Origin of the sequence: Burkholderia sp. LMU1-1-1.1, from assembly GCF_040675865.1 — a bacterium.
In the GTDB taxonomy this organism is placed as follows: Bacteria; Pseudomonadota; Gammaproteobacteria; order Burkholderiales; family Burkholderiaceae_D; genus Rugamonas.
Window position 1 is genome coordinate 41165 of the sequence record NZ_JBEGHG010000008.1, and the last position, 13490, is coordinate 54654.

Sequence of the window (13490 nt, forward strand, 5' to 3'; positions counted from 1 at the left end):
TTTAGCGCCGCCGCCGGGCAGGGCGGCTTCAAGTTTGCCGATTTTCGATAACGGCCGGCCCGGCCCCGCTTCTATACTGAAATTCGCAGCAACTTCCATACCCGCCCGGACCAAGCGTCCCTCCGGGCTCAGACGCGGCTAAATTAGGGGAAAAAATATGAACGCAAAACAAGCGGCCGGCAAGCCCGCGCTGCAGCAGACGCTGAGCACCTTCCAGCTATGGGGCATCGCCGTCGGGCTGGTCATCTCCGGCGAATACTTCGGCTGGAGCTATGGCTGGGCCTCGGCCGGCACCCTCGGCTTCACCATCACCGCGCTGTTCGTCGCGGCCATGTACACCACCTTCATCTTCAGCTTCACCGAGCTGACCACCTCGATCCCGCACGCCGGCGGCCCCTTCGCCTACAGCAAGCGCGCCTTCGGCCCCACCGGCGGCTACCTGGCCGGCGCCGCCACGCTGATCGAGTTCGTGTTCGCCCCGCCCGCCATCGCGCTGGCCATCGGCGCCTACCTGAACGTGCAGTACCCGCAGATCGACCCCAAGCTGGCCGCCGTGGGCGCCTACCTGGTGTTCATGACGCTCAACATTATCGGCGTGCAGGTGGCCGCCACCTTCGAGTTGCTGATGGCCTTGCTGGCGATTTTCGAGCTGCTGGTGTTCATGGGCGTGGTCGCGCCGGGCTTCTCCATGGCCAACTTCACCAAGGGCGGCTGGTCGGGCGCGGACAGCTTCAGCCTGGCGTCGGTGCCGGGCATGTTCGCGGCGATCCCGTTCGCCATCTGGTTCTTCCTGGCGATCGAAGGCGTGGCGATGGCGGCCGAGGAAGCCAAAGATCCACGGCGTTCGATTCCGATCGCCTACATCACCGGCATCATCACCCTGGTGCTGCTGGCGATCGGCGTGATGGTGTTCGCCGGCGGCGCCGGCGACTGGACCAAGCTGGCCAACATCAACGACCCGCTGCCGCAGGCCATGAAACTGATCGTCGGCGAAAACAGCGGCTGGCTGCACATGCTGGTGTGGCTCGGGTTGTTCGGCCTGATCGCCTCCTTCCACGGCATCATCCTCGGCTACTCGCGCCAGATCTACGCGCTGGCGCGCGAGGCCTATCTGCCGCATTACTTCGCCAAGATCCATCCGCGTTTCAAGACGCCGCACCGCGCCGTGCTGGCCGGCGGCGTGGTCGGCATCGCCGCCATCTACAGCGACGAGCTGATCAAGATCGGCGGTCTGACCCTGACCGCCAACATCGTCACCATGTCGGTGTTCGGCGCCATCACGATGTACATCATCAGCATGCTGAGCCTGTTCAAGCTGCGCCGCGCCGAGCCGCACATGGCGCGGCCGTTCCGCGCGCCGTTCTACCCGCTGTTCCCGGCCATCGCGCTGGCCGGCGCGCTGGTCTGCATGGGGACGATGATCTATTACAACCCGCTGATCTTCGCGCTGTTCGTCGGCTTCCTTGCCGCCGGCTACGTGTTCTTCCTGTTCACCAAGGACAGCCGCCAGCAGCACGCCGCGTTGGACCCCGTTTAATTTATCTTGGAGCATACTCGATGTCTAAAACTATCATCATGCTGGGTTGTATCGCTTTGTTCTCCGGTGCCGCGATGGCGGCCGATCCCGCGCCGGCTGCACCAGCCCCCGCGCCCGACTGGACCGAGAGCGGCAACGTCACCGTCGTCTCCGACTACCTGTTCCGGGGCATCTCGCAAACGCAGGCCAAGCCGACCATCCAGGCCACCCTGGACTCCACGCATTCGAGCGGCTTCTACCTCGGCCTGTTCGGCTCGGGCGTCTCGCACGCGGCCTATAACAACGGCGCCGGGTCGGAGATCGACGTCTACGGCGGCTACCGCCACAGCCTGAACGCCGACACCGTCATCGACGCCGGCCTGGTCACGTACTGGTTCCCCGGCGCGCATTACGCGACGGGCGGCAAGGACATCAAGTACCATACGCAGGAGGCCAAGCTGGGCGTGAACATCGGCGCCTTCAACGCCTACGGCTGGGTGTCGCTGAACAAGCGCTGGTTCGGCTTCACGGTCCAGCCCACCACGGGCGAGCTGGTCGACACGCGCGGCACCTTGTATGGCGAAGTGAACTGGAATCCGGAGCTGGCGCCGGGCCTGGTGTTGAACCTGCACGCGGGCAAGCAGAACGTGCGCCACATGAGCGAGTTCAATTTTTATGATGTAAAGGCGGGCGTGACGAAGACGATGGACAAATGGGCGTTCTCGGCGGCGGCGGTGTACAACAGCGGCGACGCCAGCAAGAATGGCACACCGCTGTGGACCTTCTTCAACGCCGACGGCAGCGGCAAGAACGTGGTGCAAAAGCGGTTGCTGGTGACGGCCACGCGCACGTTCTAAATCGGCACCTTGGAATAACCGGTATCAACGGAGACACGTAGGGCGGATTAGCGAAGCGTAATCGGCCATGGTTGCGCCGCCGACGGCGCATCGATGGCCGACTACGGCGTCCCGCCGAATCCGTCCTACGTGTTTGCGAGGAACCCGGAATTGGAATTGGCATCGGAGACACGAATGAGCAGCTTCTCGCACATGGTAGGCAGCAAAACCTACCAGTTCCGCGACCTCAAGGACCTGATGGCGAAAGCCACGCCGGCCCGCTCCGGCGACCACCTCGCCGGCCTGGCCGCCGCCAGCGCCGAGGAAAGAGTCGCCGCGCAAATGGCCCTGGCCGACCTGCCGCTGACGCTGTTCCTCAACGAACTCGTCATCCCCTACGAACAAGACGAGGTCACGCGCCTGATCATCGACGACCACGACAAGAGCGCCTTCACCCGCATCGCCCACCTGACGGTCGGCGACTTCCGCAACTGGCTGCTCGGCGACACCGCCGACGAAGCGGCGCTGGCCGCCGTCTCCCCCGGCATCACGCCCGAGATGGCGGCAGCCGTCTCCAAAATCATGCGCATCCAGGACCTGATCCTGGTGGCGAAAAAATGCCGCGTCGTCACCCGCTTCCGCAACACCATCGGCCTGCAGGGCCGCATGGCGACGCGCCTGCAACCGAACCACCCGACCGACGACGCCACCGGCATCGCCGCCAGCGTGCTCGACGGCCTGTTGTACGGCAGCGGCGACGCCGTCATCGGCATCAACCCGGCCACCGACAACGTGCCGCAGGTGATCAAGATCGTCACCATGCTCGACGAGATCATCGCCCGCTACGGCATCCCGACGCAATCGTGCGTGCTCACCCACGTCACCAACACCATCGCCGCCATCGAGCGCGGCGCCCCGGTCGACCTGGTGTTCCAGTCGATCGCCGGAACCGAGGCGGCCAACGCCAGCTTCGGCATCAACATCGCGCTGCTCGACGAGGCGCGCCAGGCCGCGCTGTCGCTGCGGCGCGGCACGGTCGGCGACAACGTCATGTATTTCGAAACGGGACAGGGCAGCGCGCTGTCGGCCAACGCCCACCACGGCGTCGACCAGCAAACCTGCGAAACGCGCGCCTACGCGGTCGCCCGCAAGTTCCAGCCCTTACTGGTCAACTCGGTGGTCGGCTTCATCGGCCCCGAGTATCTGTACGACGGCAAGCAGATCATCCGCGCCGGGCTGGAGGACCACTTCTGCGCCAAGCTGCTGGGCCTGCCGATGGGCTGCGACGTCTGCTACACCAACCACGCCGAGGCCGACCAGGACGACATGGACATGCTGCTGACACTGCTGGGCGCGGCCGGCTGCACTTTCGTCATGGGCATCCCGGGCTCGGACGACATCATGCTCAACTATCAGACCACGTCCTTCCACGACGCCCTGTACGCGCGCCGCGTGCTGGGCCTGAAGACGGCGCCCGAATTCGAGGCGTGGCTGAAGGCGATGAACATTTTCACCGACGATGAACGCGCCACCCTGGGCAACGGCATGCCGGTGGCGTTCCAGCGCGCGCTGGCCAGTTTGACGTAAAGCACAGGAATTCCATGGACGAGAGCAACATCATGGTCGGCCAGCCGGCGCCGGAGTACGAAGACGGCGGCGACGGCGTGGTGACCGCCAACCCCTGGCAGTCGCTGCGGCGCTTCACGGCCGCGCGCATCGCGCTGGGACGCAGCGGCGTCAGCCAGCCGACCGCGCCGCAGCTGGCGTTCCAGCTGGCGCACGCGCGCGCCCGCGACGCCGTGCATCTGGCGCTGGACCAGGCCGCGCTGGGCGAGGCGCTGCTGGCCGCCTGCGGCCTGCGCTGCCTGCCGCTGCACAGCGCGGCGGCCAGCCGCGACATCTATCTGCAGCGGCCCGACCTGGGCCGCCGGCTCGACGACGCCTCGCGCGACGCCCTGTTGCGGCGGCGGGCGACGGAACCGGGCGGCTACGACCTGGCGATCGTCATCGCCGATGGCCTGTCGGCGCTGGCCATCGAACAAAACGCCGTCCCCTTCGTCCAGACGCTGATGGCGCGGCTGGCGGTGGACGGCTGGTCGCTGGCGCCGCCGGCCATCGTCGGCCAGGGCCGGGTGGCGGTCGGCGACGAGGTGGGCGAGCTGCTCGGCGCGCGCGCCGTGGTGGTGCTGATCGGCGAGCGGCCCGGCCTGAGCTCGCCGGACAGCATGGGCCTGTACCTGACGTGGGCGCCGAAGACCGGATTGACCGACGCCAGCCGCAATTGCATCTCGAATGTGCGTCCGGCGGGCTTGACCTACGACGACGCAGCGTTCAAGCTTCACTATCTGTTATCCGAAGCGCGCAAACGGCAATTGTCCGGTGTCGCGCTCAAGGATGAAACGGCCACCGACAACCACGCACTGGACGCGCCCCGGCGCAACTTCCTGCTCGACCACGACTAAAAAAACATGAGCCGATCCGGCCGACTTTTCCTGCTGATGGACGCGATGCGCGGTTACCGCCGTCCCGTCACCGCCGCCCGCCTGGCCGAACAGCTGGGCGTCTCCGAACGCACGATCTACCGCGACATCCAGACCCTATCGAGCCTGGGCGCGCCGCTGCAGGGCGAGGCCGGCGTCGGTTACATGCTGAAAGCCGGCAGCTTCCTGCCGCCGCTGATGTTCGGCCCGGACGAACTGGAGGCGCTGGTGCTGGGCGCGCGCTGGGTGCGCCGCCAGGGCGACGAAGGGTTGGCGGCGGCCGCCACCAGCGCGCTGGCCAAGATCGCCACCGCCACGCCCAAGGACCTGCGCGACGACATGGCCGAAACCAGCCTGTGGGTGCCGATGGGGGCCAACTGCGACCAGGCCGCCGACGTCCACGTGCGGCCGGTGCGCGAAGCGATCCGCCACCAGCACCGGCTGCGGCTGGGCTACCGCGACGAAAAGGGCGCGGCGTCGGACCGGATGGTGTGGCCGTTCGCGCTGGCGTTCTTCGAAGGCAGCCGCATGCTGGCCGCGTGGTGCGAGCTGCGCATGGCGTTCCGCCACTTCCGCATCGACCGCATCGCCGAGGTGCAGACGACGGGCGAGCGCTATCCCGCGCGCCGCCACGACCTGCTGCGCACGTGGCGCCGGGAACACGCGATCCCCGAAGACTCCTGACAAAAACTGTCGCGGGGTGGCCGTACGATGCAGTCCTCACCCACTCATCGGAGCAAGCCATGCGACTCTTCCACCACTCCATCTCCTCCAACTCGCGCCGCGTGATGCTGGCCGCCGAGACCATGGGCACGCCGCTGGATCTGACCGAGGTCAATTTGATGAACCCGGACGACCGGCGCCTGCTGACCGAGCTCAATCCCAATTGCAAGCTACCCGTCTTGCAGGACGGCGACTTCACCTTATGGGAATCGTGCGCCATCATGCAATACCTGGCCGACCGCACCCTGGGCCAGACGCTATATCCCGACAATATCCTGGCGCGGGCCGACATCAATCGCTGGATGCTGTGGGCATGCCAGCACTGGTCGCCGGCGATCGGCTACCTGACGTTCGAACGGATCTGGAAGGGCCTGATCGGCCAGGGCGGGCCGGACGCCGACGTGATCGCCCGCGCCGAGAAGCAGCTGGCGCAGTTCGCGGCTGTGCTGGACAGCCACCTGGCGGGACGCGAATGGCTGGTCGGCGACAAGCTCAGCCTGGCTGATTTCGCGGTCGCGCCGCCGCTGATGTACACCGAACAAGCGAAGCTGCCGGTCAAGCAATATCCCCACATCATGGCGTGGTACGAGCGCGTGCGTCAGCTCGAGGTCTGGAAAAACACCGAACCGGTATGGTGATGATGAAATGTCCCCGCTATGTGAGTTGGCGCACAGAGCAGGGAGGCGGGGGCAGGTATTCTTGAACTGTCTCCTCTGGAGGAGATCCCTAGTTTTGGACTTTGCCCGCTACCAAGCGGGCTTTTTTTTGCCTGCAACTCCGGGGTCAGGTCCACCATTTCTACACGGGCTCGACGCTATGTGCGGGTGGGGGCGGCGCCTCGCGCCACGTACTAGAGCATCAACACCGCATACAAGGACCGCACCTCATGCGCCGACTCGCTCATGATCGCATGCAGGGTCCCTTCGCCGACGACAAAGTCGATGGTGCGCGCGCCCTGCAAGGTGGTGGCGCCCGGCCGCTGATACAGCGGCGAATGCACCGGCGACAAATCGTTGGCCAACAGCAGCGTGTCGCCCAAGGTTTCCGGCGGCAAGGCGCGCAAGCCCAGCCACATCGCCTCGATCGATTTATACACGCCGTCCGGCACGCCCAGTTTGGTCAGCACGCCACGGCCGATCTCGACCTCGCCATGCTCGACCCAATCCTCGGGCTCGCCCTCCATGACCTCCGGATACGCGCCCGCGCACGACAGCATGTAGAACCCCGCCACCTCATGCACGATGCCGGCGAACAGCGCCGTGTCCGGATCGACATGCGTGACGCGCCGCGCGATGACCTGCGACAGCGCGGCGACATGCGCCGTGTGTTCCCACAATTGATTGACTTTGTCCCGCAAGACCGGCTCGGTGACCTGGCTGCCGATCTGGCGCACGATCAACGCCGCGACCAGCGATTGCAAGGTGCGCACGCCGAGCCGCTGGACGGCCGCGCGGACGCTGGAAATTTCAGTACCGGAACGGTTGTAGGCGACCGAGTTGGCGATGGCGACGCTGCGCGCGGCCAGCAACGGGTCCGCCTGGATGAGTTTGGCCGCCGCTTCGACGTGGCAGTCCGGGTCGCTCAGCGCCTGCTGCAGCCGCAGCGAGGCGTTGACGTTGGCCGGAAACGTCAGTTCCCCCCGGCTCGCTTGCGCGGCGATAGCTTTGAAGGCGTCGAGTCTGTCCATCACAAAAATTATACTCCCGAATATTGCCCTGGAGCACTTTTCCGGAAAATACTTTCATGCCGCGCCACACCCGCCCGGGCCGCCGCCGGCCGCCACGGCCGGCCGGATTACCGCGGATTACTGCTGTTCGCTGAAGATGGCGTCGCAGCCTTCGACGATGTCGTCGGAGTCCTGCAGTTCGTCGGTCAGGCCGAGGTCGAACAGCTCTTCGATAGCATTCATGAAGCTATTGTGCTTGGTGGCGCCGATCAGGCGATAAATCTCGCCGTCCTCGTTGCGCACGCCGATCAGCAGCTTTTCCTGGCGTACTTCATCCGGGGTGGCGACGTTGAGCAACAGGTTGCCGATGATGTGTTTGTCGAATTTGGCTGGCTTTTTGCCTTCGAGCAGAGTCGTTTTCAAATGTTTTCCTTGGTTGGGTCGGGGGTGGACGGGCATCCGGGATGGCTGGCCATGATCACAGTTTTGAGCTTGGACAGGTTTTTTTCAAGGGCCGCGAGATCTTCCTCGCGGTAGTCCGCAAACAGCTTCCTGCCCATCTCCATCACCTGGGGGAAGGCGGCGTTGAACGTCGCCTCGCCCTCGGCCGTCAGCCGGACGAAGAAAGAACGCTTGTCGCAGTCGTTGCGCTGACGCTCCACCAGCCCTTTCTGTTCCAGCCGTTCGATCACGCCGGTCAGCGTGCCCTTGGTGATCAGCGTTTTTTCGCCCAGCTCCTTATACGACATGCCGGGCGTATTGCCCAGCGTGGCGATGATGTCGAACTGCGGATGCGTCAAACCGCTCCGGCGCGCCTGTTCGCTCGACAGGCGTTCAAAGCCCTGCATGCATTCGGCCAGCAACCGGATACTTTTCAGATATCGTTCACCCATAGACAGTGATTATAGCTGGTTCGCAATTTGCGGCCCCGGCGGGTACACTATGCGCCACAATAATTTCTAATCTACTTGATAATAAAACATGCCACACCACTTGCGCGGCGTCGTCGCGTTGCTCATCGTGACACTGGTCTGGGGCACGACCTTTCCGGCGATGAAGGACATGACCGGCTATCTGTCCGCCAGCTGGATCGTGCTGAGCCGCTTCGCCATCGCCAGCCTGTTGCTGCTGCCTTTCCTGTGGCGCGCCAAATGGCGCGATGTGCGCTGGGGCGTGCTGGCCGGCGGCGTGTTGTTCCTGTGCTACGTGTTCCAGATCGAGGGACTGGCGCTGACCACCTCCAACCGCAACGCCTTCGTCACCGGCCTGAACGTGCTGGTGCCGCCGCTGATCGGCGTGCTGATGGGGAAGATACTGGAGCGCCGCATCGTCGTCGCGCTGGGGCTGGCGCTGGCCGGCCTGTTCGCGCTGTGCTGGGAGGGCGGTTTCGTCTGGGGGCGCGGCGACACCCTGGCGCTGCTGTGCGCGGTGTTTTTCGGCATCTACGTGGTGCTGATGGCGGCGACCACCCGCAAGGTCGAGAAGCTGATGGTGCTGACGGCGTCGCAGATCGTCACGGTGGCGCTGTGCTCGGCCGTCTGGCTGCTGCTGCGCGAGGTGCCGCTGGGCGCGGCCGAACGGGCCGAGGACCTGCCCAACTACCTGAGCTACATCCGCACCGGGCTGGTGACGTACGGCGTCAACATCGTCTACCTGGGCGTGGTGGCGACGGCCGCCATCATCTCGCTGCAGACCTGGGGCCAGAGCCACAGCAGCGCCAACGAGGCGGCCGTGATCTACGCCTTCGAGCCGGGCTGCGCGGCGATCTTCGCCTATTTCTGGCTGGGCGAGACGCTGGCCTGGAACGGCCTGCTCGGCGCGGCGCTCTTGATCTCCGGTATGATAGTCAGCCAGTGGAGCACCGAGCGTCCGGCCGCCGCGCTGGCGCCCGAATAGGCAACATAACCACATGACGATCACCGATGTCCTTCGCTAACCTCTCCCCGCTCGCCCGGCAACGGCCCCTGCGCATGCTGCTGGTGAACGCGGGCGAGGCCGACGCCATCACCTGGGCCGGGCTGGTGCAGCCGTTGCGGCTGGCCGCGACCATCCTCGGCAAGGACGCCCTGCACCTGGAGACGATGACCCCGGCGCAAATGGCGCTGGCCCAGCCGGCGCAGCACCATCTGGCGCTGCTCGTGGCCGACGAGAACCAATTGCCGATGGCGCCCGAGCTGGGCCGCGCCGTGATCGAGCGCTGCCGCGCGGCCGACTACTGGGGCGGCGTCGGCGCCGGCGTGCTGTGGCTGGCCGAGGCCGGCTTGATGGCGGGCGTGCGCATCGCGCTGCCGTGGGCGCTGTACGCCGATACCGAGCACATCAACGATCGCGCGATCCTGACGCCCCACCTGTTCGAGCTCGACGGGCGCCACCTGAGCTGCTGCGGCGGCGCCGCCAGCATCGACTTCTCGCTGACGCTGATCGAATCCCTGTTCGGCGCGACGGTGCAGGCCGCCATCAAGGAGGGGCTGTGCATCGAGCGCGTGCGCGGCCACGAGGAGCGCCAGCGGGTGGCGCTGCAGGCCCGCTTCGGCGCCTTGCAGCCGCGCCTGTCCGAGGCGGTGACCCTGATGGAAACCAACATCGAGGAACCGCTGTCGACCGACGACATCGCCAACCTGGTCGGGCTGTCGCGCCGGCAGCTGGAGCGCCTGTTCAAGCAATACCTGAACAGCCTGCCGTCGCGCTATTACCTGGAGCTCAGGCTGCAACGCGCCCGGCAACTGCTGCTCGACACCAACCACTCGATCGTCCAGGTCGGGCTGATGTGCGGCTTCTCGTCCGGCTCGCACTTTTCGACCGCCTTCGGCGCGCTGTTCGGCAACACCCCGCGCGAGGAGCGCCAGCGCAAGCTGGCCAACCGGCCGGCCTGAGCCGTTCGCCGCCGGGCCGCTTTACTCCCCTTGCCAGAAGTCCTTGAACGTGGCGTTCCGGAATTTGACGTCGGAGAACTGCGCGCTGAAGCCGTCGCCGGCCGGCGATTGCGAAGAGAAGCCGACTTTCACGGTGGCCGCCCCGGGCAGGCCGAAGCTGCGCACCATGCTCCAGTCGCGCCCGTCCGGCGACGTGTAGAACACGAACATGTCCTTGCGCCGCAACACCTTCAGGTAGACCGCGCCGCCCGGCCGCACGCCGTGGTGGGCGTCGTCGCCGACGCCCTTGGCCACCGTCGACGAGATGCCCGCCGCGCCGGTCTTGGCGAACTCGAACAGCAGCTTGGCCCAGTTGGCCTTGTCGTTGTAGACGATCAGCGCGCCGCCGTTGAACGCGTGGTTGGCGCCGGCCGTGACCTTGGCCGAAAAAATGAAGTCGCCGACCGGCTGGAACAGCACGCGCGGCGTTTTGTCGGCGATCTCGGTCCCGTCCGTGTTGGCGTACAGGTCGGTTCCCTTCTTGGCCTGCAACACCAGCGCCTTGTCCTTGACGCTGGCCGCGCCCAGGTCGAGCTGCGATTCGAGCGCGAACGGCAGCGTGTCGATCACCAGCTTGCCGTCCTTGAGCGTGGCCTCGCTGGCGTGCGCCTGCGCCGCCATCAGCATCAGCGCCGCCGCAACGGCGAGCGCGCCAAGTGTGGATTTCTTGTCTTGAAACATGAAGATGTCGTCCTCGGTGATTGGCGTCCGCGCGCCCGGGGCCGCCCGCCGAAATGGAAGCGCTCCCATAGTGTTAAAAGAAAAATAACACGCATGATGTCTTGATGTTAATAAAATATGGCCGCCTCCCCTATGGCGCGGCCTTGCAGACGTGGCGAATTTGAAAATGCCTGTCGCGTATCCGAAAGAAGCGTTTTGCGGTCCTGCCTATAATGGCGCAACGTCAGCGGATTTCTGCTGGTCGCCCCACTAACATTGATAGGGAATGCCATGAACGCCAAGCTAGATACGACCGTAACGACCCGTCCTGTGACTCGTCAGACTTTTGATGAAGTCCTGGTGCCTACCTACGCACCCGCAGCGATGGTTCCGGTCCGAGGCGCTGGCCTGGACCTGTGGGACCAGAATGGCAAACACTATCTGGACTTCACGTCCGGCATCGCCGTGGCCTCGCTGGGCCACTGCAACCCGGTCGTGGTCGAGGCGCTGACCCGCCAGGCCAACACGCTGTGGCACCTCGGTAACGGCTACACCAACGAGCCGGTGCTGCGCCTGGGCCTCGCGCTGACCGAGGCGACCTTCGCCGACCGCGCCTTCTTCTGCAACTCCGGCGCCGAAGCCAACGAGGCGGCCCTGAAACTGGCGCGCAAATACGCGCACGGCAAATTCGGCGCGCACAAATCGCGCATCATCTCGTGCTACCAGTCGTTCCACGGCCGTACGCTGTTCACCGTGTCCGTCGGCGGCCAGTCGAAGTACACCGAAGGCTTCGAGCCGCTGCCGCCGTCGATCGACCATATCGTCTATAACGATATCGAAGCGGCGCGCGCCGCCATCGGCGACGACGTCTGCGCCGTGATCGTCGAACCGCTGCAAGGCGAGGGCGGCGTGGTCCCGGCCGACAAGGCCTACCTGCAGGAGCTGCGCGACCTGTGCACCAAGACCGGCGCGCTGCTGATCTTCGACGAAGTCCAATGCGGCATGGGCCGCACCGGCGACCTGTTCCACTACATGACCTACGGCATCACGCCGGATATCCTGACGTCGGCCAAGGCGCTGGGCAACGGCTATCCGATCGGCGCCATGCTGACCACCCACGAACTGGCCGCGACCCTGGGCGTCGGCTCGCACGGCACCACCTACGGCGGCAACCCGCTGGCCGCGACCGTGGCGCTGACGGTGCTCGAGACGATCAACCAGCCGGCCTTCCTGGCGCGGGTGAAGGAAGCCGGCGCCAAGCTGCGCGGCACGATGGAAAAGCTGATCGCCGACTACCCGCAAGTGTTCACGCAGGTGCGCGGTGCCGGCCTGTTGCTGGGCATGGTCGTCACCGACGCCTGGAAGGGCCGCTCGAAGGATATCCAGAAGGCCGCCGAAGGCAATGGCTTGATGGTGCTGATCGCGGGCATGGACGTGGTGCGTCTGGCGCCGGCGCTGATCGTCTCCGACGCGCAGATCGCTGAAGTCGACCGCATCCTGCGCCTGTCGCTGGACGGCATGATCGCCGCAGCCTAAGAAGTACTTGCGGCGGACCTGGTTCCGTCGCTTTTCATTTGGGACCCGGCGCATTCCGATGCGCCGGGTCGCTTGCGTTGAATTACCGAAGGAGTTCCCATGTATGTAGTCCGTCCGGTCGAACTTGCGGATATCGCTGCCCTCGAAGCGCTGGCCGCGGTGCCGATGCCGGGAGTGCATACCCTGCCGAAGACGCGCGAGAAAATACTCGCCATGATCGAGCGTTCGATCGCGTCGTTCGCCGCGCACGTGGATATCCCGAGCGAAGAAGCGTATTTGCTGGTGCTTGAGTCGTTGGGCGATGAGTCGCTGGCCGATAAAACCATCGTCGGCACCGCCGCGATCTTCGCCGCCGCCGGTTCCAACGGCACCTATTTCTCGTTCCGCAACGACGTGATCCAGCAGGTGTCGCGCGATCTGAACATCAGCCACAGCGTGCACGCGCTGACGCTTTGCTCGGAGCTGACCGGCTACTCGCAGCTGTCCAGTTTTTACGTCGGCGAACGCGAATACGGCACGCCGGAAGCGGCTCTGCTGTCGCGCGCGCGGCTAATGTTCGCCGTGCTGGCGCCGCACCGCTTCTCCGACCGCTTCTTCGTGCCGCTGGCCGGCGTGACCGACGACGCCGGCGGCTCGCCGTTCTGGGACGCGCTGGGCCGCAAGTTCTTCCAGATGGATTTCCTCGACGCCGAACGCGTGATCGGCGGCGCCCGCAACCGCACCCTGATCGTCGAGCTGATGCCGCACTACCCGGTGTACGTGCCGCTGCTGCCGGGCGACGCGCAGGCGGCAATGGGGCAGATCCATCCGTCGGGCGAGCTGGCGTTCAACCTGCTGACGGCCGAAGGCTTCGAGGCCGACGACTACATCGACATCTTCGACGGCGGCCCGATCCTGCAGGCGCACAAGAATTCGCTGCGCACCTTCAGCGGCGCGCTGCAGCGCCGCGTCGCCACCGCCGCCGAGACGCCGGACCGCGGCCGCGAGCCGCAGCTGCGCTACGCGGTGTCGTCGGGCGCCGAGCATAACTTCCGCGCCGTGATCACCCATTGCGGCGCGCTGGAATCGCAAGTCACCGCCGCGCTGCCGGCCGATGTGCTGGAGGCGCTGCAAGTCGCCGACGGCGACACCGTCATCTGCGTCAGAATCTAAGAGTGGACA

Annotated in this window: 14 protein-coding genes; 10 read left to right on the forward strand and 4 right to left on the reverse strand. The window is 65.6% G+C overall.

Annotation, left to right across the window (positions count from 1 at the left end; translation table 11 throughout):
• Positions 1-157 precede the first annotated feature (157 nt).
• The 6 genes from eat (at position 158) to MRBLMU1_RS08940 (ending at position 6193) form a co-directional block, all read left to right on the forward strand.
• The gene (gene eat / locus MRBLMU1_RS08915; protein ID WP_363499854.1) at positions 158-1537 is read left to right on the forward strand and encodes an ethanolamine permease; all 1380 of its coding nucleotides are present in this window, start codon (positions 158-160) and stop codon (positions 1535-1537) included.
• A 20-nt stretch (positions 1538-1557) separates the two neighbouring features.
• Positions 1558-2373 (forward strand): TorF family putative porin, encoded by an 816-nt coding sequence (locus MRBLMU1_RS08920; RefSeq protein WP_363499856.1) that lies wholly within the window; start codon positions 1558-1560, stop codon positions 2371-2373.
• Positions 2374-2547: 174 nt separating this feature from the next.
• Complete coding sequence (locus MRBLMU1_RS08925) at positions 2548-3939, forward strand: ethanolamine ammonia-lyase subunit EutB (protein ID WP_363499858.1); 1392 nt, start codon at positions 2548-2550, stop codon at positions 3937-3939.
• Positions 3940-3971: 32 nt separating this feature from the next.
• Positions 3972-4814, forward strand: a complete 843-nt coding sequence (gene eutC / locus MRBLMU1_RS08930; RefSeq protein WP_363500148.1) for an ethanolamine ammonia-lyase subunit EutC — start codon at positions 3972-3974, stop codon at positions 4812-4814.
• A 6-nt stretch (positions 4815-4820) separates the two neighbouring features.
• Positions 4821-5516 (forward strand): helix-turn-helix transcriptional regulator, encoded by a 696-nt coding sequence (locus MRBLMU1_RS08935; protein ID WP_363499860.1) that lies wholly within the window; start codon positions 4821-4823, stop codon positions 5514-5516.
• Positions 5517-5575: 59 nt separating this feature from the next.
• Positions 5576-6193, forward strand: coding sequence for a glutathione S-transferase family protein (locus MRBLMU1_RS08940; RefSeq protein WP_363499862.1), 618 nt, complete (start codon positions 5576-5578; stop codon positions 6191-6193).
• Between the two features lie 212 nt (positions 6194-6405).
• On the opposite strand, the gene MRBLMU1_RS08945 is transcribed toward MRBLMU1_RS08940, so the two are convergent.
• The 3 genes from MRBLMU1_RS08945 to MRBLMU1_RS08955 all read right to left on the reverse strand — a co-directional run bounded on the left by MRBLMU1_RS08945 (position 6406) and on the right by MRBLMU1_RS08955 (position 8114).
• The gene (locus tag MRBLMU1_RS08945) at positions 6406-7242 is read right to left on the reverse strand and encodes an HDOD domain-containing protein (protein ID WP_363499864.1); all 837 of its coding nucleotides are present in this window, start codon (positions 7240-7242) and stop codon (positions 6406-6408) included.
• Between the two features lie 117 nt (positions 7243-7359).
• The gene (locus MRBLMU1_RS08950; RefSeq protein WP_363499866.1) at positions 7360-7644 is read right to left on the reverse strand and encodes a hypothetical protein; all 285 of its coding nucleotides are present in this window, start codon (positions 7642-7644) and stop codon (positions 7360-7362) included.
• Positions 7641-8114: a MarR family winged helix-turn-helix transcriptional regulator gene (locus MRBLMU1_RS08955; protein WP_363499868.1), complete on the reverse strand. Its 474-nt coding sequence runs from the start codon at positions 8112-8114 to the stop codon at positions 7641-7643. Before MRBLMU1_RS08955 ends, MRBLMU1_RS08950 begins: the two co-directional genes overlap by 4 nt.
• A gap of 88 nt (positions 8115-8202) precedes the next feature.
• Here MRBLMU1_RS08955 and MRBLMU1_RS08960 point away from each other — a divergent pair, with 88 nt between their 5' ends.
• Both MRBLMU1_RS08960 and MRBLMU1_RS08965 read left to right on the forward strand, forming a co-directional pair.
• Positions 8203-9117, forward strand: a complete 915-nt coding sequence (locus MRBLMU1_RS08960; protein WP_363499870.1) for a DMT family transporter — start codon at positions 8203-8205, stop codon at positions 9115-9117.
• A 26-nt stretch (positions 9118-9143) separates the two neighbouring features.
• The gene (locus MRBLMU1_RS08965; protein ID WP_363499872.1) at positions 9144-10094 is read left to right on the forward strand and encodes a GlxA family transcriptional regulator; all 951 of its coding nucleotides are present in this window, start codon (positions 9144-9146) and stop codon (positions 10092-10094) included.
• A gap of 21 nt (positions 10095-10115) precedes the next feature.
• Here MRBLMU1_RS08965 and MRBLMU1_RS08970 read toward each other — a convergent pair whose 3' ends face one another.
• Positions 10116-10814 carry a DUF1349 domain-containing protein gene (locus MRBLMU1_RS08970; RefSeq protein ID WP_363499874.1) on the reverse strand — a complete coding sequence of 233 codons (699 nt, stop codon included), beginning with the start codon at positions 10812-10814 and terminating at the stop codon, positions 10116-10118.
• A 270-nt stretch (positions 10815-11084) separates the two neighbouring features.
• On the opposite strand from MRBLMU1_RS08970, the gene MRBLMU1_RS08975 reads away from it, so the two are divergent.
• Positions 11085-12329 (forward strand): acetylornithine/succinyldiaminopimelate transaminase, encoded by a 1245-nt coding sequence (locus tag MRBLMU1_RS08975; protein ID WP_363499876.1) that lies wholly within the window; start codon positions 11085-11087, stop codon positions 12327-12329.
• 99 nt (positions 12330-12428) lie between these two features.
• The gene (locus MRBLMU1_RS08980; RefSeq protein WP_363499878.1) at positions 12429-13481 is read left to right on the forward strand and encodes an arginine N-succinyltransferase; all 1053 of its coding nucleotides are present in this window, start codon (positions 12429-12431) and stop codon (positions 13479-13481) included.
• The last annotated feature ends 9 nt before the right edge of the window (positions 13482-13490 follow it).